Annotated in this window: 23 protein-coding genes; 14 read left to right on the top strand and 9 right to left on the bottom strand. The window is 39.8% G+C overall.

Annotated features, from left to right (window positions below; genetic code table 11):
* Positions 1–17: 17 nt before the first annotated feature.
* The gene (gene tyrS, locus E6C50_RS14630; protein WP_136403977.1) at positions 18–1,310 is read right to left on the bottom strand and encodes a tyrosine--tRNA ligase; all 1,293 of its coding nucleotides are present in this window, start codon (positions 1,308–1,310) and stop codon (positions 18–20) included.
* 123 nt (positions 1,311–1,433) lie between these two features.
* Here tyrS and E6C50_RS14625 point away from each other — a divergent pair, with 123 nt between their 5' ends.
* On the top strand, positions 1,434–2,447 hold the full coding sequence (locus E6C50_RS14625; protein WP_136403976.1) for an NAD-dependent epimerase/dehydratase family protein: 1,014 nt from the start codon (positions 1,434–1,436) through the stop codon (positions 2,445–2,447).
* Here the strand turns inward: E6C50_RS14625 and E6C50_RS14620 are convergent.
* Genes E6C50_RS14620 through E6C50_RS14610 form a run of 3 tightly spaced genes read right to left on the bottom strand, consistent with a single transcriptional unit; the run spans position 2,425 to position 4,892 of the window.
* Positions 2,425–2,802, bottom strand: coding sequence for a DUF4296 domain-containing protein (locus tag E6C50_RS14620; RefSeq protein ID WP_136403975.1), 378 nt, complete (start codon positions 2,800–2,802; stop codon positions 2,425–2,427). The two genes, E6C50_RS14625 and E6C50_RS14620, sit on opposite strands and share 23 nt — an antisense overlap.
* 5 nt (positions 2,803–2,807) lie before the next feature.
* Positions 2,808–4,148 carry a dihydroorotase gene (locus E6C50_RS14615; protein WP_136403974.1) on the bottom strand — a complete coding sequence of 447 codons (1,341 nt, stop codon included), beginning with the start codon at positions 4,146–4,148 and terminating at the stop codon, positions 2,808–2,810.
* Between the two features lie 21 nt (positions 4,149–4,169).
* The gene (locus E6C50_RS14610) at positions 4,170–4,892 is read right to left on the bottom strand and encodes a polyprenol monophosphomannose synthase (protein WP_136403973.1); all 723 of its coding nucleotides are present in this window, start codon (positions 4,890–4,892) and stop codon (positions 4,170–4,172) included.
* Between the two features lie 105 nt (positions 4,893–4,997).
* On the opposite strand from E6C50_RS14610, the gene E6C50_RS14605 reads away from it, so the two are divergent.
* Positions 4,998–5,663: a DUF4271 domain-containing protein gene (locus E6C50_RS14605; RefSeq protein WP_136403972.1), complete on the top strand. Its 666-nt coding sequence runs from the start codon at positions 4,998–5,000 to the stop codon at positions 5,661–5,663.
* Between the two features lie 20 nt (positions 5,664–5,683).
* Positions 5,684–6,442: a uroporphyrinogen-III synthase gene (locus tag E6C50_RS14600; protein ID WP_136403971.1), complete on the top strand. Its 759-nt coding sequence runs from the start codon at positions 5,684–5,686 to the stop codon at positions 6,440–6,442.
* A 670-nt stretch (positions 6,443–7,112) separates the two neighbouring features.
* On the opposite strand, the gene pckA is transcribed toward E6C50_RS14600, so the two are convergent.
* Complete coding sequence (gene pckA / locus E6C50_RS14595; RefSeq protein ID WP_136403970.1) at positions 7,113–8,726, bottom strand: phosphoenolpyruvate carboxykinase (ATP); 1,614 nt, start codon at positions 8,724–8,726, stop codon at positions 7,113–7,115.
* Between the two features lie 70 nt (positions 8,727–8,796).
* Positions 8,797–9,192, bottom strand: a complete 396-nt coding sequence (locus E6C50_RS14590; protein ID WP_136403969.1) for a DUF423 domain-containing protein — start codon at positions 9,190–9,192, stop codon at positions 8,797–8,799.
* Between the two features lie 129 nt (positions 9,193–9,321).
* Here E6C50_RS14590 and E6C50_RS14585 point away from each other — a divergent pair, with 129 nt between their 5' ends.
* Together E6C50_RS14585 and E6C50_RS14580 are read left to right on the top strand one after the other, a co-directional pair.
* Positions 9,322–10,674: a saccharopine dehydrogenase family protein gene (locus tag E6C50_RS14585; RefSeq protein WP_136403968.1), complete on the top strand. Its 1,353-nt coding sequence runs from the start codon at positions 9,322–9,324 to the stop codon at positions 10,672–10,674.
* 85 nt (positions 10,675–10,759) lie between these two features.
* Entirely contained in the window at positions 10,760–11,230 is a 471-nt protein-coding gene (locus E6C50_RS14580) for an Lrp/AsnC family transcriptional regulator (protein ID WP_136403967.1), read from the top strand.
* 53 nt (positions 11,231–11,283) lie between these two features.
* On the opposite strand, the gene E6C50_RS14575 is transcribed toward E6C50_RS14580, so the two are convergent.
* Both E6C50_RS14575 and E6C50_RS14570 read right to left on the bottom strand, forming a co-directional pair.
* Complete coding sequence (locus E6C50_RS14575; RefSeq protein WP_136403966.1) at positions 11,284–11,979, bottom strand: zinc metallopeptidase; 696 nt, start codon at positions 11,977–11,979, stop codon at positions 11,284–11,286.
* 97 nt (positions 11,980–12,076) lie between these two features.
* Entirely contained in the window at positions 12,077–14,986 is a 2,910-nt protein-coding gene (locus E6C50_RS14570; RefSeq protein WP_136403965.1) for a leucine--tRNA ligase, read from the bottom strand.
* 185 nt (positions 14,987–15,171) lie between these two features.
* Here E6C50_RS14570 and E6C50_RS14565 point away from each other — a divergent pair, with 185 nt between their 5' ends.
* The 4 genes from E6C50_RS14565 to truB are packed head-to-tail and all read left to right on the top strand — an operon-like array spanning position 15,172 to position 17,846.
* Entirely contained in the window at positions 15,172–16,047 is an 876-nt protein-coding gene (locus E6C50_RS14565; RefSeq protein ID WP_136403964.1) for a cell division protein FtsX, read from the top strand.
* Positions 16,048–16,069: 22 nt separating this feature from the next.
* Positions 16,070–16,327 (top strand): DUF3098 domain-containing protein, encoded by a 258-nt coding sequence (locus E6C50_RS14560; protein ID WP_136403963.1) that lies wholly within the window; start codon positions 16,070–16,072, stop codon positions 16,325–16,327.
* The gene (locus tag E6C50_RS14555) at positions 16,327–17,145 is read left to right on the top strand and encodes an undecaprenyl-diphosphate phosphatase (protein WP_136403962.1); all 819 of its coding nucleotides are present in this window, start codon (positions 16,327–16,329) and stop codon (positions 17,143–17,145) included. Before E6C50_RS14560 ends, E6C50_RS14555 begins: the two co-directional genes overlap by 1 nt.
* Positions 17,145–17,846: a tRNA pseudouridine(55) synthase TruB gene (gene truB, locus E6C50_RS14550; protein WP_136403961.1), complete on the top strand. Its 702-nt coding sequence runs from the start codon at positions 17,145–17,147 to the stop codon at positions 17,844–17,846. Before E6C50_RS14555 ends, truB begins: the two co-directional genes overlap by 1 nt.
* 79 nt (positions 17,847–17,925) lie before the next feature.
* Here truB and E6C50_RS14545 read toward each other — a convergent pair whose 3' ends face one another.
* On the bottom strand, positions 17,926–18,525 hold the full coding sequence (locus E6C50_RS14545) for a thioredoxin family protein (protein ID WP_136403960.1): 600 nt from the start codon (positions 18,523–18,525) through the stop codon (positions 17,926–17,928).
* Positions 18,526–18,636: 111 nt separating this feature from the next.
* Here E6C50_RS14545 and E6C50_RS14540 point away from each other — a divergent pair, with 111 nt between their 5' ends.
* From E6C50_RS14540 to rpoN, 5 genes are all read left to right on the top strand, one after another.
* Positions 18,637–19,416, top strand: a complete 780-nt coding sequence (locus E6C50_RS14540) for a patatin-like phospholipase family protein (RefSeq protein WP_136403959.1) — start codon at positions 18,637–18,639, stop codon at positions 19,414–19,416.
* A 109-nt stretch (positions 19,417–19,525) separates the two neighbouring features.
* Positions 19,526–20,233 (top strand): UMP kinase, encoded by a 708-nt coding sequence (pyrH, locus tag E6C50_RS14535; RefSeq protein ID WP_136403958.1) that lies wholly within the window; start codon positions 19,526–19,528, stop codon positions 20,231–20,233.
* Positions 20,234–20,257: 24 nt separating this feature from the next.
* Positions 20,258–20,821: a ribosome recycling factor gene (gene frr, locus E6C50_RS14530; protein WP_136403957.1), complete on the top strand. Its 564-nt coding sequence runs from the start codon at positions 20,258–20,260 to the stop codon at positions 20,819–20,821.
* A gap of 160 nt (positions 20,822–20,981) precedes the next feature.
* Complete coding sequence (asnS, locus tag E6C50_RS14525) at positions 20,982–22,415, top strand: asparagine--tRNA ligase (protein ID WP_136403956.1); 1,434 nt, start codon at positions 20,982–20,984, stop codon at positions 22,413–22,415.
* 195 nt (positions 22,416–22,610) lie between these two features.
* Positions 22,611–24,074, top strand: a complete 1,464-nt coding sequence (rpoN, locus tag E6C50_RS14520; RefSeq protein ID WP_136403955.1) for an RNA polymerase factor sigma-54 — start codon at positions 22,611–22,613, stop codon at positions 24,072–24,074.
* The last annotated feature ends 7 nt before the right edge of the window (positions 24,075–24,081 follow it).

The following is a 24,081-nucleotide window of genomic DNA, read 5'->3' as shown; positions in this document are numbered from 1 at the left end:
AAAAACTCCCTTTCTTTTTATACGGCACGAATCACAAAATAATTCTTTTTCCCTCTTTGCAACAGTACAAATTGTCCATTGATCAGGTCTTTACTCGTGATTTGATAGTCTTCCGTTACTTTTTCTTTATTAACCGCAATCGAGTTTTCTTTTAAAGCCCGACGCGCTTCGCTATTAGAAGCCAAAAATCCGGATTTACCCGATAACGCTTCGATAATACCCACTCCGGATTCGATTTCCGCTTGGGCTATTTCAGCTTGTGGCACTCCTTCAAAAACATCCAAAAATGTTTTGGCATCCAAGTCTTTTAAGTCTTCCGATGTGGAATTTCCAAATAGAATATTCGACGCTTTGATTGCATTTTCCAAATCGGTTTTGGAATGTACCATAATGGTAATTTCTTCCGCCAGACGCTTTTGTAACGCACGTAAATGTGGCTCACCTCTATGTTGTTCGATTAAGGCTTCGATTTCCGCTTTGGATAAAAAGGTAAAGATCTTAATATATTTTTCCGCATCCGTATCGGACGTATTCAACCAGTATTGGTAGAACTTATACGGCGAGGTTCTTTCGGCATCCAGCCAAATGTTTCCGCCTTCGGATTTACCAAATTTGGTTCCGTCGGCTTTTGTAATTAACGGACATGTTAACGCATAGGCTTTTCCACTTTCTTTTCGGCGCACCAATTCTGTTCCGGTGGTAATATTACCCCACTGGTCACTTCCTCCCATTTGAAGCGTACAATTTTTCGCTTTGTACAAATGTAAAAAGTCATACCCCTGAACCAACTGATACGTAAATTCGGTAAAAGACATTCCTTCAGCCGATTCCGATGAAAGCCGTTTTTTTACGGAGTCTTTAGCCATCATGTAGTTCACAGTAATGTGTTTTCCTACATCACGGATAAAATCCAAAAACGAGAATTCCTTCATCCAGTCATAGTTATTCACTAATTCTGCTGCATTGGGCGCATCGGAAGTAAAATCCAGGAAACGAGACAACTGTGCCTTAATCGATTCCTGATTGTGTCGCAATGTAGCTTCGTCCAACAGGTTTCGTTCGTTCGATTTACCCGACGGATCACCTATCATTCCAGTAGCCCCGCCAACCAACGCCAAAGGCTTGTGGCCGCTTAACTGAAAATGTTTTAGCATCATTACGCCTACCAAATGTCCAATATGCAATGAATCCGCTGTTGGGTCAATTCCCACATACGCTACCCGCATCTGCTCCAACAAATGTTCTTCCGTGCCTGGCATAACGTCGTGGAGCATTCCTCTCCAAGTCACTTCTTCAATAAAATTCTTCATTTTTTTTCAATTTGCACAAAGATAGTCGAATTAAGGCATTTCAAACACCCTGTTTTTTGACAATTTTTAATTTTAAAATATTTCTTACTTTTATCCGTGGCGATAATTAGTACATTTGCAACTATGATACTTGTTACAGGCGGAACCGGATTAGTGGGCGCTTATCTTCTTCTGGAATTACTCCGAAAAGAGGATAGGGTTCGCGCCATTTACCGTACGGAAGCCAATATCACCTTAACCCGAAGACTTTTCGAGACACATCAACAACTGGAATCCTTTGACCGTATCGAGTGGCTTCAAGCCGATATTACCGATATTCCGCAATTGGAAAAAGCTTTCCGGGATATTGATTATGTGTATCATTGTGCTGCGTTGATTTCGTTCGATCCGAAAGACGAAGAAAAGCTACGAAAAACAAATATCGAAGGAACCGCGAATATTGTGAATTGCGCACTCCACTTTAAAGTTCAGAAATTGTGCTATGTGAGCTCTATTGCCGCTTTGGGCGATGCTCCGGAAGGGCAATCGGTTATTACCGAAGAAACCGACTGGAATCCCGAAAAACTGCATGGCGATTATGCCATTACCAAGTTTGGCGCCGAAATGGAAGTCTGGCGCGCCTCACAGGAAGGACTGGATGTTGTGATCGTAAACCCCGGAATTATTTTTGGTAGTGGTTTTTGGAACAATGGCAGCGGGCAGATTTTTAAGCAAATCGCTTCCGGATTCCCGTTTTATTCCAAAGGAGTAACCGGCGTTATTGCCGTGGAGGATGTCGTAAAAATTATGATCTCACTAATGGATAGCTCGGTTTCAAGAAAACGTTTTACATTGGTAGCCGAAAATCTTTCTCTGGAAAAAATCCTGTTTACCATTGCCGACGGTATGTCTAAAAAAAGACCTTCTTTTTATGCCGGCCCATTGGCCACCGCAATTGCCTGGCGATTGGATTGGTTGTTTTCGACTGTTTTTTTCCAAAAAAGAAGTTTTACCAAGGCAACGGCCAAATCGGCACATTCACAGGAAACATTCAGTCCAAAAAAAATAGTCCAGCAACTGGACTATTCGTTTACTCCTATGGAGTCGTATCTTTATGATTTAGCAAAACGCTATATTACGGAGCATCGGCAGGTTTAACACCTGTTGTTTTTTCAATTTCAACTCCAACTTCTTTTCGCCGCTCTTCCAAATTATCGATTACTTTTTCGTATAGTTTTTTATACCCATCTACATCGGAAGCATAGTATTTATTGCTCGTTTCAATTACCTTGGCATTGACTTTATATTTATTAAAAATAAAATCGTTTAACTTGACGTTATTGGTCGTTAATTTCTGCGGATCATAACCTTCTACAGCTTGATAAATGGCAATATCCGTTAATATTTCCACCATCTTATCTTCCGGAATCAAATTGGCTGGCTTTTCCATCACCTGTTTATCACAAGCAACCACAAAGTACAGTAAACCAATGAGTAATACGATCTTTTTCATACTTTTTATCTATCAAATAACAAACGCTCACCGCAACGGATGTCTTTTACTTTTGAATTTACATAAACCAATTGCCCGTTTACCAGCGTATGGGTAATTCTCGATTTAAAATTAGCTCCTTCAAACGGCGACCAGCCACATTTATAGAGAATATTTTCCTTTTTAACCGTCCACGGTTGCCCGGCGTTTACCAAAACCAAATCGGCAAAATACCCTTCACGGATAAAGCCTCTTTTTTCAATTTTAAAGATTTTTGCCGGATTGTGCGCCATTTTTTCAACGATCTTCTCTAATGAAATTTTCCCCTGATGATAGGCCTCAAACATCGCTACAACAGCATGCTGTACTAACGGACCTCCGGAAGGAGCGCTGGTATATGGATTTTGTTTTTCCTCAAGCGTATGTGGCGCATGGTCGGTTGCAATCACATCAATACGATCATCCAGCAACGCTTTCCATAATTCATCGCGATCTTTTGCTGTTTTTACCGCCGGATTCCATTTGATCAGATTTCCTTTTTTCTCATAATCGGCATCGGTAAACCACAAATGATGTACACATACTTCTGCCGTGATTTTTTTATCTTCCAAAGGAATCTTATTGGTAAACAATTCTGTTTCCTTTGCTGTCGAAACGTGGAAGATATGCAATCGCGCACCTGTTTTTTTCGCCAGCTCTATTGCTTTTGACGACGAAATATAGCACGCTTCCTCGCTACGAATCAGGTGATGGAATTTTACCGGAATATTATCGCCGTATTCTTCTTTATATTTTTCAAGATTGGCTTTAATCGTTCCTTCGTCTTCACAATGAACCGCAATCAGCATTGGCGTACTGGAAAAGATTTTCTCCAATGTCTCTTCATTGTCCACCAGCATATTTCCGGTCGATGATCCCAAAAACAATTTAATTCCCGCTACATTTTTGGGATTTGTTTTCAGTATCTCTTCCAGATTATCATTGGTTCCGCCCATCATAAACGAATAATTCGCATATGAGGTTTCGGCTGCAATCTGGTATTTTTGTTCTAATAATTCCTGAGTTACCGCATTCGGAACCGTATTGGGCTGTTCGATAAAAGAAGTTATCCCTCCCGCAACAGCCGCTCTGGATTCGGAGGCAATATTTCCTTTATGGGTTAGTCCCGGTTCGCGAAAATGCACCTGATCATCGATCGCACCCGGAATAAGATAGTTTCCCTCCGCATCAATAATCACACAGTCGGAAGATTTCGGACTGATGCTTGCCGCAACCTCCTTGATATATTTATCTTCCACCAGCACATCTCCTTCAAAGATAACTCCTTCATTAACAATCTTCGCATTCTTGATCAATATCTTGCTCATCGTACTTTTCTATCTTATAATCTATAATCGGTTTATCATTTTTTTAAAGCGCAGAGTAATTACACCAAAAATAGCTTCTTTTATAATAGCATTGCTCATTTTTGACTCTCCTTTGGTTCGATCGGTAAAAATAATAGGCACTTCTACTATTTTCTTTTTTTTGACAAAGGTTCTGTATTTCATTTCGATCTGAAAAGCGTACCCTACAAATTTAATTTTATCCAGATTGATTTCTTCCAACACTTCTCGTCTGTAACAAATAAATCCTGCCGTTGCATCGTGGATTTTCATACCGGTAATCAGGTCGACATATACCGAAGCGAAATAGGACAACAGTACGCGGTTTAACGGCCAGTTTACCACATTAACACCGGTAACATACCGCGAGCCAATTGCCATTCCGGCACCATCAACGCAGGCTTTATACAAACGTTCAAGATCTTTGGGGTTATGGGAGAAATCGGCATCCATTTCGAAAATATACTCGTAATTCCGTGCTAATGCCCATTTGAATCCGTGTACATAAGCCGTTCCGAGTCCTGACTTTTTAAGTCGGTTTTCCAAAAACAAGCGATTCGGAAACAATTCCTGAAGTTCTTTTACCTTAGTCGCAGTTCCATCCGGCGAATTGTCGTCGACAATCAGCACATCAAATGAAACGTCCAATTCGAAAACAGCTTTAATGATGCCCTCTATATTTTCGATCTCATTGTATGTAGGAATAACAACTATGCCCAAGCTCATTTTTAACTAAATTTGCCTGCAAAAATACACTATTTCCAATGGTTGTTTCATAATAAAAGTATAATAAAAATATTCCACTTAAAAATTAGTACTTTTACAGGCATTATGATGGATCTATTATTTACCGAAAGAGTCGTCGAAAACAAAGACTGGGCAACCGTACTGTTTGTACTGTGCTTTGTTTTACTGGCTATTAACAAAACCATATTTGAAGTCCGTTTTAACGAATTTATCCGACTGGGAATATCCGACAAATACATTAAGATTTACAAGGATAGCGGAAACATGCAAAGCTGGTTCACTATTTCTATGTTTCTGATACAATTAATCTCCTTTGCATTCCTGATTCAAATCATCCTGAGTTATTACGGTTATACCACCAAAACCAACTGGATTTCCTATATTCAGATTATCACGCTTTTGGGGGTATTTATCCTGTCCAAATACCTGATCGAAAAGATTATTGCCACTTCATTTAACATTGAAGAGTTTAATGAGCAGTTTAATTTACAAAAAGTTAACTACCGAACCTACATCGGATTACTCGTTCTACCCCTCAATTTAGTCCTTTTCTATAACGATTTCCCATCAAAAAATTTAATTTTAGGGATTATCATTACTATTTTAGTAATAAACATAGCAACTTATGCACTAACATTAAAGATTTATCAAAATTCCATACTAAGCAAGCTGTTCTATTTTATTTTGTATCTTTGCACTCTTGAAATAGCCCCCTATTATTTCATGTATTATTGGTTTACGAAAAGTTAGAGCATTACAATTATTTTAATATGAAAGTGAAAACAATCTTGGTTTCGCAACCAGAACCTAAAGTAGAAAATTCACCGTATTTTGAGCTGCAACAAAAGCTTAAAATCAAAGTCGACTTTAGACCATTTATTCACGTAGAGGGCGTTCCTGCTAAGGAGGTAAGACAGCAAAAAATTGATTTAAACAATTATTCGGCTATCATTCTAACCAGCAAAAACTCCGTCGATCACTTTTTCAGAGTTGCTGAGGAAATGCGTTATAAAGTTCCTGAAGACTTAAAGTATTTTTGCCAGTCAGAAGCCATCGCTTTCTATTTACAAAAATATGTCGTTTACAGAAAACGAAAAATCTATGTGGGTCAAAAAGATTTTGTCGACCTATCGCCGTTGGTTAAAAAATACAAAGATGAAAAATTCCTACTTCCTTCATCGGATCAGCTAAACGCCGACATACCACAGACTTTAAACAATTTAAAAGTTGACTGGACTCCTGGAACATTCTACAGAACGGTTATGAGTGATCTTTCCGACTTAAAGGATGTTTATTACGATGTACTGGCTTTCTTTAGTCCAACCGGAATCAAATCTTTATTCAAAAACTTCCCGGATTTCCAACAAAACAACACCCGTATTGCTGTTTTTGGAAGTACCACACAAAAAGAAGCTATTGAACATGGCTTACGCGTTGACATCATGGCTCCGACACCCGAAACCCCGTCGATGACCATGGCTTTAGAAAAATACATCACCAAAGCCAACAAAGAATCCAAAGACAAATAATTCGAAATAAAAAAAGCTTCCTTAAAGGAAGCTTTTTTCTTTTAAACTCTCAAAAAAACAAAATCGAATATATAAAGGATAGATCCGACTATTCTATTACAATCCCATCATTTTAAGCAATCAGCGAATGGATAACTCTTATGATGTAATCTTTTTCTCATCACCAACATCAGCAAAACCGATTATCAGCTACTAGAAACAATATTATACAAAAACCGAAATTCTTAAATCTGCAACCAAGGAAAATCGTATCCATTTTACTTAAATACGCCGACCTAAAGTATCAGAATTTTTCAGTTCGTGTTTTGATAATTGTATTAATTCCACTTTTTAAATTCCGACTTTTAATTTCAACAGAACTGGATTTCAACAACATAGCCCCGCCCACTGCTTACTCTCCAGCAACTGTTAAAATTAAAAATACTTTTACTTAAACAACCACTTAAAAATACTGCGAAACAACAGATAAAAATTACGGTTTTTTTACATTTTTATTACGGATTACACAAATTGTTAACACAACAGATTAATAACCTAAAATTAACGTTTTTAACACCTACTGACATTCAAAAATCACAAACAAAACGCATAAGTCAAGGTTCAAATTACACCTGTAACAAAAAAAGCTACCTCTCGCGAGATAGCTTTTCTATATTCCAAAAAGGATGAATTACAGTTGCGGACCTGCTTTAACTAAATTCTTACCTTCTTCATTATCGGTATATTGTACAAAGTTCTTAATAAACAACCCTGCAAGATCCGTAGCTTTTGCTGTCCACTCCGACGCATCTGCATAGGTATTTCTAGGATCAAGAATCTCTGTATTAACTTCAGCCAATGCTGTCGGAACTTCCAGATTGAAGATCGGAACGATAGCCGTTTCCGCTTTTTCGATCGATCCGTCAAGGATTCTGTCGATAATCGCACGGGTATCTTTAATAGAAATACGTTTTCCGGTTCCGTTCCATCCTGTATTTACCATATAAGCCGTTGCATTGTGCTCTTCCATTTTCTTAACCAGTTCTTCCCCGTATTTCGTTGGATGCAAACACAAGAATGCTTTTCCAAAACAAGCTGAGAAAGTTGGCTCCGGTTGTGTTACACCACGCTCCGTTCCAGCCAGTTTTGCAGTAAATCCAGACAAGAAGAAATATTTGGTTTGTTCCGGTGTCAATTTGGATACTGGCGGCATTACCCCAAATGCATCTGCCGTAAGGAAGATTACTTTAGAAGCGTGTCCGGCTTTCGATACTGGTTTTACAATATTATCAATATGATAGATCGGATATGAAACACGTGTGTTTTGTGTTACAGAACCATCTTTAAAGTCAATTTTACCATCAGCATCTACCGTAACATTTTCCAACAATGCATCTTTACGGATCGCATTAAAAATATCCGGTTCGTTTTCCTTACTTAAGTCGATTGTTTTCGCATAACAACCTCCTTCGAAGTTAAACACACCTTCGTTATCCCATCCGTGCTCATCGTCTCCGATTAATTCCCGTTTCGGATCGGTTGACAACGTTGTTTTTCCTGTTCCGGATAATCCGAAGAATACCGCTACATCACCCTCTTTTCCTTTATTAGCAGAACAGTGCATTGAAGCGATTCCCTGTAACGGAAGGTAGTAGTTCATCATCGAGAACAGTCCTTTTTTCATCTCACCACCATACCAGGTTCCTCCAATTAACTGAATTTTTTCGGTAAGGTTAAAAGCGATATACACTTCTGAGTTTAATCCGTGTGCCGCATAATCTTTGAAAGTTGCTTTAGAACCATTCATTACTACGAAATCCGGTTCTCCAAAGTTTTCAAGTTCCGCTTCCGTTGGACGGATAAACATATTTTTTACAAAATGCGCCTGCCATGCCACTTCCATAATAAAACGCACTTTTAATCGTGTGTTTTCGTTAGCGCCACAAAAAGCATCTACAACATATAATTTCTTTCCGGAAAGCTGGCTTACTGTAGTCTCTTTTAAAGCATTCCAGGTATCCTGAGAAATTGGTTTGTTATCGTTAACTGCTTTTTCTGATGTCCACCAAATGGTATCTTTTGTAATATCGTCTTTAACAATGTATTTGTCTTTAGGAGATCTTCCCGTAAATACACCCGTCATAACGTTAACGGCACCAAGTTCTGTCAACTGCCCCTTCTCGAATCCTTCCAGCTCCGTATTTAATTCTTCATTATATAGGTGATCGTAAGACGGATTATAAATAATCTCAACCGTGTCCTTGATCCCGTATTTTTCTAATGAAATTATATTCGTAACATTCATAACTTAAAAATGTGTTGTTTTGTTATTTAAGAACGCAAAAGTAAAAATTTAATTTTAGAATAATTTTTTTTTAATAAATATTATGCTTTTTCCTGATTACCTGTACAAAAAGGAGCAACCAGGCCAGGATCATCAAAAGCCCGCCAATTGGGGTTATCGGTCCTAAAAATTTAAAATCGATCCCGGTTGCCGTACTCGTCGCCAGCAAATAAATAGATCCCGAAAAAAACAACACTCCGATAACCGTAAGATAACAAATGGTCTTTTTGACCTTTTCCGTTGTCAATGTTGTCATTCCTACAAATAATAAGAATATGGCATGGTACATCTGGTATCGCACTCCTGTTTCGAAAGTTGCCAATTGTGTTTCATCCAGCACCTTTTTCAGTCCGTGTGCTCCAAAAGCCCCTAATATTATAGCGACAGCTCCCATTATAGCAGCCGCTGCAATTGTTTTTCTATCCATCGTGTATTTATTTCCTATCAAAGGTAGCATTATTTTAAAAAGTTAAATAATGACATTAATCATCTTTTATATTTTTAAAGAAAATAACAAATTCATATTTTCGTAGACTTTTTAAAACAAACAACCAGCATGAGACATATTTTAATTATCGGAGCCGGTCGCTCGGCTTCGTCGCTCATAAAATATTTACTGGATAAATCGGAACAGGAAAATTTACACCTTACCATCGGCGATTTATCTTTAGAATTAGCAGAAAAGAAAACTAACAATCACCCAAGAGCCACTGCTATTGCTTTCGACATCCATAACGAAGCACAACGCAAAGCGGAAATTCAAAAAGCCGATATCGTAATCTCGATGCTTCCGGCTTTTTTACATATTGAAGTAGCCAAAGACTGTATTACCTATAAAAAACATATGGTTACCGCATCTTATATTTCGGATGCGATGCAGGAACTAAACGAGGCAGCCATTGCCAATAATCTTGTTTTTATGAACGAAATCGGATTGGATCCGGGAATCGATCATATGAGTGCGATGAAAGTACTGGATGAAATCCGTGAAAAAAACGGAAATGTAATTCTTTTCGAATCGTTTTGCGGCGGATTGGTAGCACCGGAATCGGACACCAACTTATGGAATTATAAATTTACCTGGAATCCGCGTAACGTCGTTTTGGCCGGCCAAGGTGGTGCTGCAAAGTTTATTCAGGAAGGTACCTACAAATACATTCCATACCACAAGCTTTTTAGAAGGACTGAATTTTTGGAAGTGGAAGGTTATGGACGTTTTGAAGGTTATGCCAACCGCGATTCCTTAAAATACAGAAGTGTTTACGGATTAGACAATGCCTTGACGGTTTTCCGCGGAACGATCCGACGTGTAGGCTATTCCAGAGCCTGGGATATGTTTGTACAATTGGGAATGACCGACGATTCGTATGCGATCGATAATTCTGAAACAATGAATTACCGTGAGTTTGTGAATTTGTTTTTACCGTATCACCCTACGGATTCCGTTGAAATCAAATTGCGTCATGTTTTAAAAATCGATCAGGATGATGTGGTTTGGGATAAATTACTGGAATTGGATTTGTTTAATGCCAACAAAATCATCGGACTGAAAAATGCTACTCCGGCTCAGATTCTTGAAAAAATCCTGACCGATAGCTGGACTTTGGAACCGGACGACAAAGATATGATTGTGATGTATCACAAATTTGGCTATGAAGTAAACGGCGAAAAGAAACAAATTGACGCTACAATGGTTTGTATTGGCGACGATCAGACGTATACATCGATGGCAAAAACCGTTGGATTACCGGTAGCGATGGCTACACTACAGATCTTAAACGGAAATATTACAACGCCGGGTGTACAACTTCCGTTAAACAAGGAGGTTTACCTTCCGATTTTAAAAGAGTTGGAAGAATACGGTGTTATTTTTAAAGAAAAAGACGTTCCGTACAAGGGATATAAATAATAGCAAAAGCCTGATTTTCGAAAATCAGGCTTTTTTATTTCAATTTCTATTTCATTTTGTAACTTTAGCTATAAATTTATTTTAAATGAAGCTTAATTCCTTACAAGTTGAAATGGACGGTATCGACAAGGAGATCCTGCGTTACCTAATGGAAGATGCCCGAAAACCGATATTACAAATTGCCAGTAAGATTGGTATTTCCGGTGCGGCCATTCACCAGCGATTGCGAAAACTGGAACAGGCCGGTGTGATAACCGGTTCCCGTTTTACCGTAAGTCACAAAATATTAGGATACAGCACAATGGCCTTTGTGGGTATTTATCTGGACAAAGCATCCCGAAATCCGGAAGCTGTTCGGGAGTTAAAAAAGATACCGGAAGTATTGGAATGCCACTACACCACCGGAAACTGGAGTATTTTGATCAAATTGATTTGTCACGATAACGAACATCTGATGCAATTACTCAACAAAAAAATCCAGGCCATTGAAGGCGTTTCCCGAACCGAAACATTTATCTCACTGGATCAGCAAATCGAACGCCAAATACAGTTATAAAACAAAAAATCCGGTGCTTTCGCACCGGATTTTTTTATCGTATTACTATTGTTTTAGTCTCTTCTTCCAAAAACCTGAAAAGCCCAATATAATAAGGAGGCTAATGCACCGATAGCTGCTACCACATAGGTTCTCGCCGCCCATTTTAAGGCATCTTCCGCTCCGGCATATTCCTGCTGACTTAACATGTTTTTGTTTTTCAACCAGGCCAACGCTCTGTTACTGGCGTCGTATTCTACCGGTAAGGTGATAAAACTAAATGCCGTTGCAAGCCCCATTAAGATCAATCCCAAAATAGCAATATAAAATCCGAATCCTACTTTGGCCGCCGCGCCCAAAATCAAACCACCAACGATTAACCATTGTGACATTCCGGAAGCTACATTAACAATCGGTACCATTTTGGAACGCATTTGCAACATACTATAGGCCGTGGCGTGTTGTACCGCGTGTCCACATTCGTGGGCCGCTACTGCCGCCGCCGCCGCATTACGTTGGTTGTATACCGCTTCACTCAGGTTTACCGTTTTATCAACCGGATTATAATGATCGGTTAAACGTCCCGGAGTTGAAATCACTTTTACGTCGTAAATTCCGTTGTCTGCCAGCATTTTTTCGGCTATTTCCGCTCCGGACATCCCGTTACGCAAATGTATTTTCGAGTATTCTTCGAATTTACTCTTTAGCCTGTTACTAACAATCCAACTTACTAAAGCAATTGCTCCTAATAAAACATAATATCCTAACATGTTCTCTCTTTTTAGTTTTCTAAATATACCAAAAAGAATAGCAAACTACGCGCCAATTAGCGTTCCGTTAACAAAATATGCTATTTTGTCAGGTGAATTATCCTACCAAATTGATAATCTTACCCGGAACAATTACTACTTTTTTCGGTGCGTTTCCATTTAGCTGTGCAATCGTACGTTCGTCAGCTAAAATGATTTTTTCGATTTCGGCCGCTGTCAGATCCATTGGCAATTCGATTTTAAAACGCATTTTCCCATTAAACGATACCGGATATTCTTTACTGCTTTCCACTAAGTGTTTTGCATCGAATACCGGGAATGGTACTTGCGAAATCGAACCTTCATTGCCTAATGCCTGCCATAATTCTTCTGCGATATGCGGTGCATACGGTGAAATCAGGATCGCTAATGGTTCTAAAATAGCGCGTTCGTTACATTTGGCCGCTGACAATTCGTTTACCGCGATCATAAATCCGGACACAGACGTATTAAACGAGAAGTTCTCGATATCTTCCTGTACCTTTTTGATCGTTTTATGTAGGGTTTTTAACGCTTCTTTACTCGGCTCGTTATCGGTTACAATCAGTCCGTTATCGTCGAAATACAAACGCCATAGTTTTTTCAAAAATCCGGATACTCCGGTAATTCCGGCTGTATTCCACGGTTTTGCCTGTTCCAATGGCCCTAAAAACATTTCGTACAAACGCAAGGTATCCGCGCCGTATTGTTCGCAAATATCATCCGGGTTTACGACATTGTATTTCGATTTGGACATTTTTTCCACTTCGCGACCTACGATATACTTACCGTTTTCGTTCGCAATAAACTGGGAATTTTTATAATCCTGATATAAAGCGTGATTTTTAAACGCATCGATATCCAATTCATCCGAGGCATTTACCAGATTTACATCGGCATGGATTTTTAATACCGGTACAAAATCCGATTCCTGCTCTGTGATTATATATTTATTTTGAGCGCTGTCGAATGCTACATAAACACCCGGCTGCCCGTCTTTTTCAACAATAAAATTCTTAGAAGCGAACAACACGTCCGTACCCATCGTAAAACGATATACAAACGCACTCGTCCCTAAAATCATCCCTTGATTGATCAATTTTTTAAACGGCTCTTCCGTTGGTGCAAATCCTTTGTCTTTTAAGAATTTATTCCAAAAACGGGAATACAACAAGTGACCGGTTGCGTGTTCGCTTCCACCGATATACAAGTCGACATTTTCCCAATATTGTAAGGCCTCTTCCGAAGCAAACGCCTCATTGTTATGCGTATCCATATAACGCATCCAATACCACGAGCTTCCCGCCCAACCCGGCATGGTGTTTAATTCCAATGGGAATACCGTTACATGATCAATTAAATCATTGCTCACTACTTTATGGTTCGCAGTATCCCAGGCCCAAACCGTTGCGTTTCCTAATGGCGGTTGTCCGTCTTCGGTTGGCAAATATTTTTCCACTTCCGGTAATACGATTGGCAAATGTTCCGTTTCGATCATTTGCGGCAAATCGTTTACATAATATACCGGGAAAGGCTCACCCCAATAACGTTGTCTGGAGAATACCGCATCACGCAAACGGTAGTTGGTTTTACCTTTCCCTTGTCCCAATTGTTCCAAAGCTTCAATCGCTTTTTGGGTCGCTTTTTTATAATCTAAACCGTTCAGAAAATCCGAATCGGCTATAACTGTATTTTCTTTGTCGGAGTAGGCTGTTTCCGAAATATCCACACCTTCGAAGATGTTTTTAATCGGAATACCGAAATGTTTCGCAAACGCGTAATCCCGTTCGTCACCACATGGTACGGCCATTACAGCTCCGGTTCCGTAACCCGCCAAAACATAATCGCCAATCCAAACCGGAATCGGTTCTTTGGTAAACGGATGCTCGGCATAAGCTCCGGTAAATACGCCCGAAATGGTTTTCACATCGGCCATACGATCTCTTTCACTACGTTTTGCCGTAGCTTCAATATAGGCATCCACCGCTTGTTTTTGTTCCGGTGTTGTGATTTTAGTGACCAGTTCGTGTTCCGGTGCTAATGTCATAAACGTAACACCAAAAATAGTATCAGGACGCGTCGTAAAAACGGCTACTTTCTCGTCATGTCCTTTTAAATTAAATGTCACCGCAGCTCCAACCGATTTCCCGATCCAGTTCCGCTGACTTTCCTTAATACTTTCGCTCCAGTCGATCGTTTCCAATCCTTGTAGCAAACGCTCGGCATAAGCCGAAATACGCATACTCCACTGGGTCATTTTTTTACGAATCACCGGGTGACCGCCACGTTCGGATACACCGTTTATAATTTCATCATTTGCCAATACCGTTCCCAAAGCCGGACACCAGTTTACTTCGGTTTCCGCCAAATACGTCAATCGGTATTGTAGCAAGATTTTTTCTTGTTCTTCTTTCGAAAAAGCGTTCCATTGCGCCGCTGTAAACGGTACGATGGCCTCATCACAAACCGCATTAACCGTCGCATTTCCTTCCTTTTCAAAAATAGCGGTTAGCGTACTGATGTCTTCCGCCTTATCGCTGTCGTTATTATACCAGGAATTGAATAATTGGATAAAAATCCACTGTGTCCATTTGTAATAGTCCGGATTGGAAGTACGTACTTCGCGGCTCCAGTCGAATGAAAACCCGATTTTATCCAATTGCTCGCGGTAACGGGCGATGTTTTCTTTGGTTGTTTTTTCAGGATGTTGTCCGGTTTGAATCGCATATTGCTCGGCCGGCAATCCGAAACTGTCATACCCCTGCGGATGTAACACATTGAATCCTTTGTGACGTTTGTAGCGCGCATAAATATCAGACGCGATATAGCCCAGCGGATGCCCAACATGCAGTCCCGCTCCCGATGGATACGGAAACATATCTAACACAAAATACTTTGGCTTCGCGGAATCGTTCGCTGCTTTAAAGGTCTGGTTTTCGGACCAGTACTTTTGCCATTTGGCTTCAATTTGATTTGGATTGTACTTCATTACTCTGAATTGCTATAATTACCGGATAATCTTCCTGTTTTAGTATTCCTTTTTTGAATCCCGAATATAGGGTATCATTTTCGGGCAGGCAAATTTACATTATATTATAAGAAAGTTAAAACTTTGAGCGTTATAAACCTTAAAAACAATTTTCTTTCTTATTTTTACGGCTTAAATCAGATTCTATGGCTACATCTTTTGAAAAGTATCAAAAACGCAGACTTATTTCTTCCTATTTTTCGGTTATTTTAAGTATTTTCTTAGTGTTGTTCCTGTTGGGCGCATTGGGGCTTTTTGTTATCAATTCTGAAAAGATTTCCAACGATTTTAAAGAAAATATCCCGATGTCGGTTTATTTTAACGACCAGGCAAACGACAGTATTTTAAAAGCGTTCGGCACCCAACTAACCGCTTCGAATTATGTAAAAGACCAGTCGTTTGTTTCCAAAGACGACGCGGCTAAAAAACACAAAGATATTATTGGTGAAGATTTTATGGAATTTTTAGGCTTTAACCCGCTTCAAAATTCATACGACATTCACCTAAAAGGGAATTATGTGGTTTCCGACAGTATTAAGGAAATCGAAAGCAATATCCGTAAAAACCCAATGGTTACCGAGGTAATTTACGACAAACAATTAGTGGATCTGGTAAATGAAAACGTAAAGAAAATTACGTTTTGGATTTTGATCGTCAGTGGCGTACTGGCTTTTGTAGCTATGCTTTTGATCAACAGCTCACTTCGCCTTTCGATTCACTCGAACCGTTTTATTATTAAAACCATGCAAATGGTTGGCGCGACCAAATCGTTTATTCGTAAACCGTTTATCTGGAGAAGTATCAAACTGGGATTAATCGGTTCCGGATTGGCCATTGCCGCTTTAATCGGTCTGGTTTATTATGTCGACGGAATGTTCCCAAGCCTTGGTATCGCAACCGATTACCTTTCGACCGGAATTGTTTTGGCCGGCGTACTACTGGTAGGAATTATCATTACCTGGATCAGTACGTTTTTTGCCACACAACGCTTTTTAAATTTAAGAACCGACGATTTATATTAAGAATCTTCAATTCAATACCCTAATGAAAAACGAAAACAAGCACAAACACGACTTTCTTTTTGAAAGCAGCAACTATAAAATCCTTTTTATCGGACTGGCCGTAATCGCCCTTGGTTTTATACTAATGTCCGGCGGCGGCAGTAACGACCCGAATGTATTCAGTACTGATATTTTTGATTTCAGACGTATCAAACTGGCTCCGACCGTTGTATTGATCGGTTTCGGAATTACGATTTATGCTATTTTAAAAAACCCTAAAAAGGATAGCGCAGAAAATTAATGGATTTATTACAAGCACTTATTATTGCCATAGTCGAAGGACTAACCGAATATTTACCGATCTCTTCTACCGCACATATGGGCTTTACAGCCGCTTTAATGGGCATGGAGGAATCGGAATTTTTAAAAATGTTCCAGGTTTCCATTCAGTTTGGCGCTATTCTTTCGATTGTAGCGTTATACTGGAAAAAGTTTTTCGATTTCACCAATCTTACTTTTTACTTTAAACTAGCCTTTTCGGTAATCCCAGCCTTGGTTTTGGGTTACTTTTTCGACGATAAAATCGAAGCCGTTTTAGGCAATCAGATTGCTATATCGTCTGTTTTGGTTGTCGGCGGAATCGTTTTATTATTTGCCGACAAATGGTTTAAAAACCCAACGATACTCGACGAAAAAGAGATTACCATTAAAAATGGAATTGCGATTGGTTTTTGGCAATGTCTGGCGATGATGCCCGGAACTTCGCGTTCGGCCGCTTCGATAATCGGAGGAATGGCACAAGGTTTAAGCCGAAAAGCTGCCGCTGAGTTTTCATTCTTCCTGGCCGTTCCAACCATGTTGGCCGTGACGGTTTATTCCATTTTTGTAAAAACTTGGGGAAAAGGAACCGCCACCGAAATGAAAGGCTATGAAATGATTTTACAGGATCAGGATCACATTACTTTTTTTATCATCGGAAATGTTGTGGCTTTTATCGTCGCTTTGGTTGCTGTAAAAACGTTTATTAATGTGCTTACCAAATACGGTTTTAAATTTTGGGGTTGGTACCGGATTGTAGTTGGAATTGGTTTGTTACTTTATTTTTATTCCGCTAAATAATGGAACCTTTAACCGCAGAACACTATCAGGAAGGCCAGGTTCTTCTAATTGACAAACCCTTGCAATGGTCGTCTTTCCAGGCTGTAAACAAAATTAAATGGTCGTTAAAAAAACATCTCGGTTTAAAAAAAATCAAGGTTGGCCATGCCGGAACGCTCGACCCGTTGGCCACGGGATTACTAATCGTATGTACCGGTAAATTCACCAAACGCATTCCGGAATTACAAGGAATGATCAAAGAATACACCGGAACCTTTCATATTGGCGCTACCACGCCATCCTATGATCTGGAAACCGAAATCGACGCGACCTTCCCAACCGATCATATCACGGAGGAATTACTGTATAAAACCATTGCTCAATTTTTAGGTGAAATCGACCAGAAACCACCGGTTTTTTCAGCCATAAAAAAAGATGGAAAACGCTTGTACGAACACGCCCGTAAAGGCGAAGAAGTTGAAATAGCCGCCCGGAAAACGGTTATCCATGAGTTTGAAATTACCCGTATTGCACTTCCCGAAGTGGATTTCCGGGTGGTTTGTAGCAAAGGAACCTATATCCGCTCATTGGCATATGATTATGGCGTTGCGTTACAATCCGGAGCGCACTTAACCGCATTACGACGCACCAAAATAGGAGACTACTCCGTTGAAAATGCTATGATCGTTACCGATTTTGAAGAGTCGGTTACGCCACAATAAAAAAAGGTATTCCGCGGTAGAGTGCCCCCAAAAAGTCAGACACTATTTGTGGGCAGTTCACGGAGTACCTTTTTTGTTATTACAAACCTTGCATCAGGTCGAGTAATTCTTTTTGTGTCGACAATCCTTTGTCTTTTAAATACCATTTTTGCAAATCGGTTTTGGCAGTTTCGTCAATCACGCCGTGTTGCGCTTTATAATCCAGAATCAACTGTTTCGCACCTTGCGGACGTGGTCCCCAATCGGCTTTTACTTCCTTTGTTTCCGCATCCAGAACGATTAGTTTCGGAATCGCTTTTCCGCCATTGGTCAGGAATTGTTGCATCAATTCTTCGTTTTCATCGCGGAAAACCAATTTCATTTCAATATTTGGCGCCTCCAATTCCATTTTATGCAATACCGGCACAATCTGAGCCGCATCACCACACCAGCCTTCCGAAAGTACCAACCAGATGTATTTTTTTTCGATATTTTTTAATCCTTCACCAATAACATTCGGAACCGGTATTGTTTTCTCCAAACGGTTCATTCGGACTTCATTTAACTCACTATAATGCAATAAATCATCCGATTGTTCTGCTCCGGTCGATTTTCCTTCTTTTAGCAATTTCGTCACCAAGTCTCTATATTCCTGATACGAATAACTTCTTTTCAGACTTTCTTCAATATACATTTCCATTTCACTTTGTTTAGTATGCGGCACAAAGTTAGCGCAAATGACCGCATTAAAAAGTAACAAAAGTAACAATCCAATGGACAAAAAGTGTAACTTTATCTTTTTACAATAAAGATGGATTTACAAACAAAGTCAATCGGACTGATCCTTTCCGGTGGTGGAACCAAAGGATTGGCACATGCCGGAGCGATAAAATTTTTAGAAGAAAAAAACATACGGCCAATCCATATTGCCGGAACCAGTGCCGGTTCGATTATCGGAACCTTATATGCCTGGGGAAAATCACCAGAGGAGATTCTGGAATTTTTTAAGTCGATTTATTTTTTCCACTGGAAACACTTTACACTAAAAAAAGCCGGGCTAATCGATTCGGAATCGTTTAAAAAGTATTTTAGTTCCATTTTTGAAGACGCTACTTTAGGCGATCTGAAAATACAAACCCATATTACGGCCACCGACATGGTAAAAGGCAAGCTGAAAATTTTTAGCCCCGACACCAAAATTGTCGATGCCATTCTAGCCTCCTCCTCTTTTCCGGGTGTGATGTCGCCCTACGAAATCAAAGGGAACATTTATAGTGACGGCGGCATTCTGAATCATTTCCCAACCGATGTGCTACAAGGCCGATGCGATACGCTGATTGGTGTCTATGTGAGCCCGATCCAGAAAATCGAAGCCAAAGACCTCTCGTCGATAAAAGCAGTGACCACACGTGCTTTTGATCTGCTTTCGGCTAATTCGAATATGCAGAAATTCAACAATTGCGACTGGGTGATCGAACCGGAAGAATTATCCATTTTTAGCACTTTCGAAACCAACAAAACCCGGATGGAAGCGATTTTTAATATCGGATATGAGGCGGCAAAGAAATCGTATCTCGAATTGAAATTATAAAACCAATCCCTATTCTTTGAACCCTCACAGCTTGTTTAAGAAATATTTACGGACTTCGTTTTAAAAAAACAGATAATAACTATATTTGCACCACTAAACAAAACTTGCAATGAAATACAAAAGAATTCTTTTGAAACTAAGTGGTGAAGCTTTAATGGGAGAACGCCAATATGGTATTGATCCGAAAAGGTTGGCCGAATATGCTGCTGAAATCAAACAAATCCATGACAACGGTGTTGAAATCGCCATTGTTATCGGAGGTGGAAATATTTTCAGAGGTGTCGCCGGAGCCAGTAACGGAATGGATCGAGTTCAGGGGGATTATATGGGAATGTTAGCCACTGTGATCAACGGAATGGCGCTACAAGGTGCTTTGGAAGAAGCCGGAATGCAAACCCGTTTACAAACTGCTTTGAAAATTGAGGCTATTGCCGAACCGTATATCAAAAGAAGAGCGGTACGTCATCTTGAAAAAGGACGAATCGTAATCTTCGGTGCCGGAACCGGTAACCCGTATTTTACAACCGATACCGCAGCCGTTTTAAGAGGTGTGGAAATTAATGCTGATGTAATCCTGAAAGGTACCCGTGTAGACGGTGTATATACTGCCGATCCGGAAAAAGATGCCAATGCCGTGAAATTCGACTATATTTCTTTTGACGATGTATTGAAAAAAGGATTGAATGTAATGGACACTACCGCTTTCACGTTAAGTCAGGAAAACGAATTGCCAATTATCGTTTTCGACATGAACAAAGAAGGTAATTTATTAAAAGTTTGTGAAGGAGAAACTGTTGGAACAACAGTAAATATTTAATTTTGAATTATAAAAATTAGTATCATGACCGAAGAAATTAATTTTATTTTAGATAGCACAAAAGAATCCATGAACGGTTCTTTAGAGCACCTTGAAAAAGCATTTCTGAATATCCGTGCCGGAAAAGCAACACCTCAGATGTTGGGTGGTGTTTTTGTAGATTATTACGGATCGCAGACGCCACTTTCACAGGTTGCCAATGTAAACACACCGGATGCGCGTACAATTACCGTTACGCCATGGGAGAAAAGCATGTTACAGCCTATCGAAAAAGCGATTATGATTGCCAATCTTGGTTTTAATCCGATGAATAATGGTGACAATATCATCATCAGCGTACCGCCATTAACCGAAGAGCGTCGTCGCGACCTGGTAAAACAGGCTAAAGCAGAAGCCGAAGATGCTAAAATCAGTATCCGAAATTCCCGTAAAGAAGCGAATACCGATATCAAAAAACTAGAAAAAGACGGGACATCCGAGGATATCTGTAAAAGTGCCGAAGAAGACGTTCAGAAATTAACGGACATTTACATTAAAAAGATTGACGAGGCTTTGGTTGCAAAAGAAGCCGAAATCATGAAAGTATAAGTAAAAGATCCGCTCCACAGCGGATTTTTTATTAGAACGGATTTGCAAACCTATTTTCATTTTAAATAAAATAAGAAGCTATCTTTTTGACAGGCTTTTTATTACCTTTGCGGGCATTGCAAATTTTTTTTCACTTAAAATCAATATAAAAATCATTACAATGAAGCACACTAAAGTTAAGGACCTGCTAAACGGTACGAAGACATTGCATGAAGTAAAAGCAAAAGGTTGGGTTAGAACATTTAGAAATAATCAGTTTATCGCGTTGAATGACGGTTCTACGATAAATAATATTCAGTGTGTTGTTGATTTTGAAAATACCCCGGATGAAACTCTAAAACGAATCACTACCGGTGCAGCCGTGAGTGTTACCGGTACATTGGTAGAAAGTCAGGGTGCCGGACAAACGGTGGAAATCCAGGTAACCAAGCTGGAAATTCTGGGTGATTCCGATCCGGAAAAATACCCGATGCAACCGAAAAAACACTCGTTGGAGTTTTTACGTGAAAATGCTCATTTACGAATCCGAACCAATGCTTTCGGAGCAATTATGCGCGTACGTTCGACTTTATCGTTTGCCGTACACCAATATTTCCAGGAAAAAGGATTTTTCTATGTAAATACACCTATCATCACCGGATCGGATGCTGAAGGTGCCGGAGAAATGTTCCGCGTTACCGCATTGCCTTTCGACGGTACGCCAAGAACCGAAGACGGACAGGTAAACTTTAAAGAGGATTTCTTCGGAAAAGAAACCAATTTAACCGTATCCGGTCAATTGGAAGGCGAAACCTATGCGATGGCTTTAGGTCAGATTTATACTTTCGGACCAACTTTCAGAGCTGAAAACTCGAATACTTCACGCCATTTGGCCGAGTTCTGGATGATCGAACCGGAAGTAGCATTTAACAACCTGGCGGACAACATGGATCTGGCCGAAGATTTTATCAAATATGTGATTAAATATACGGTGGATAAATGTGGCGATGATCTGAAATTTTTAGAGCAACGTTTACTGGATGAGGAGAAATCAAAACCACAGGCTGAAAGAAGCGAAATGTCCTTATTGGAAAAATTAAGCTTTGTAATGGACAATAACTTTAAACGTGTAAGTTATACCGAGGCAATTGATATCCTGAAAAGCTCCAAACCAAATAAAAATAAAAAATTCAACTATATCATCGACGAATGGGGTGCTGATTTACAAAGCGAACACGAGCGTTACCTTGTAGAGAAACACTTTAAATGTCCGGTAATTTTATTTGATTACCCGGCAAAAATCAAAGCGTTCTATATGCGTTTGAACGAAGACGGAAAAACGGTTCGCGCTATGGACATCCTATTCCCTGGAATCGGAGAAATTGTAGGTGGATCACAACGGGAAGAGCGTCTGGATGTATTATTACAAAAGATCGCCGACCTTGGTATCGATGAAAAAGAATTGTGGTGGTATCTGGATACCCGTCGATTCGGAACAGCCATTCACAGTGGTTTCGGACTTGGCTTCGAAAGACTGGTATTGTTCGTAACCGGAATGTCTAACATCCGTGACGTAATTCCATTCCCAAGAACGCCGCAAAACGCTGAATTCTAATTCTGGAATCGTTTATCTGTCAGGTTACACTGAAAATGTGTTAATTTCGGTTTCACATCGCAGTACCTGCTAAACTTATACTAACCTTTGCCGATTTTTTTTTATTTTTGAAAATAATAATTTGGCAAAGGTTACTTTATTATGGCGGTATCCTACTGCCTCTGATTAACCCAAAACCGAATACACAATACAAAAATGCTTAAACAACATTTACAGCTCAAATTATCGCAAAAGCTATCCCCTCAGCAAATCCAACTGATGAAGTTGATTCAATTGCCTACGCAGGCTTTTGAACAACGTCTGAAGGAAGAACTTGTGGAAAATCCGGCTTTGGAAACCGGAAAAGAGGACACTATGGAGCATGACGAATATGAAGCCGATAATTATGATGAATACGACGATTATGACAACGAACGTATCGATGCCGACGAAATCAATATCGACGAATATTTGAGTAACGATGAAACGCCCGATTATAAATTACAAGCCAATAATTATAGCGACGATGACGAAGACCGCACTCTTCCGTTTGCCGCACCGGTGAGTTTTCATCAGGATCTGATTAACCAATTAAATACGTTTATACTTTCCGACAACGAACGTGAAATCGCCGAGTTTTTAGTAGGAAGTATTGATGATATGGGCTATATCCGCCGCGATATTCAGGATATCGTAGATGATATGGCTTTTACGCAGGGAATTTATACCGACGAACAAAATGTGGAGCGTATTCTAAACATTATCCACGAATTGGAACCGTCGGGTGTTGGCGCGCGCGACCTACAGGAATGTTTGTTGTTACAACTTCGCCATAAAACGCCAACTGAAGCGATCGAACTTGCCATTGATATACTCGAAAACCAGTTTGATGCGTTTACCAAAAAACATTACGACAAATTACTACAGAAATACGATATCTCACAGGAGCAACTCCGCAAGGCGATTGACGAAATCGAAAAACTAAACCCCAAACCGGGTGGTTCGTTCGACACCAATTCCCGTACTGTAGAACATGTAGTTCCGGATTTTTCAATCCGCCTGATCGACGGCGAACTGGAGCTTTCCCTAAACGGGAGAAATGCCCCGGAATTGCACGTTTCCAAAGATTATCAGGAAATGCTGCAAACCTATAAGGAATCGCGCGAAAAATCGAATTCTCAAAAAGATGCCGTACAGTTTATCAAACAAAAACTGGATTCGGCCAAATGGTTTATCGATGCCATCAAACAGCGTAACGAAACCTTATTTGTGACGATGAACGCGATCATGCATTACCAACAGGAGTATTTTCTTGATGGCGATGAAACCAAACTAAAACCGATGATCTTAAAAGACATCGCTGATATGGTTGGTTTGGATATTTCGACCGTATCCCGTGTGGCCAACAGTAAATATGTGGAAACCCCTTACGGCACAAAACTCATCAAAGAATTCTTTTCTGAAGCGATGAAAAACGATCAGGGGGAAGATGTTTCGACCATCGAAATCAAAAAGATCTTGCAGAATGTAATCGAAGAGGAAGACAAAAGTAAGCCGCTTCCCGACGATAAACTAGCCGATATCTTAAAAGAAAAAGGCTATCCGATTGCCCGAAGAACGATCGCCAAATACCGTGAACAGCTGGATATTCCGGTGGCACGTATGCGAAAAAAAATATAATTGCCCG

This window comes from Flavobacterium supellecticarium (assembly GCF_004801375.1).
In the GTDB taxonomy this organism is placed as follows: domain Bacteria; phylum Bacteroidota; class Bacteroidia; order Flavobacteriales; family Flavobacteriaceae; genus Flavobacterium; species Flavobacterium supellecticarium.
This window is presented reverse-complemented; position numbering and strand designations above follow the sequence as displayed.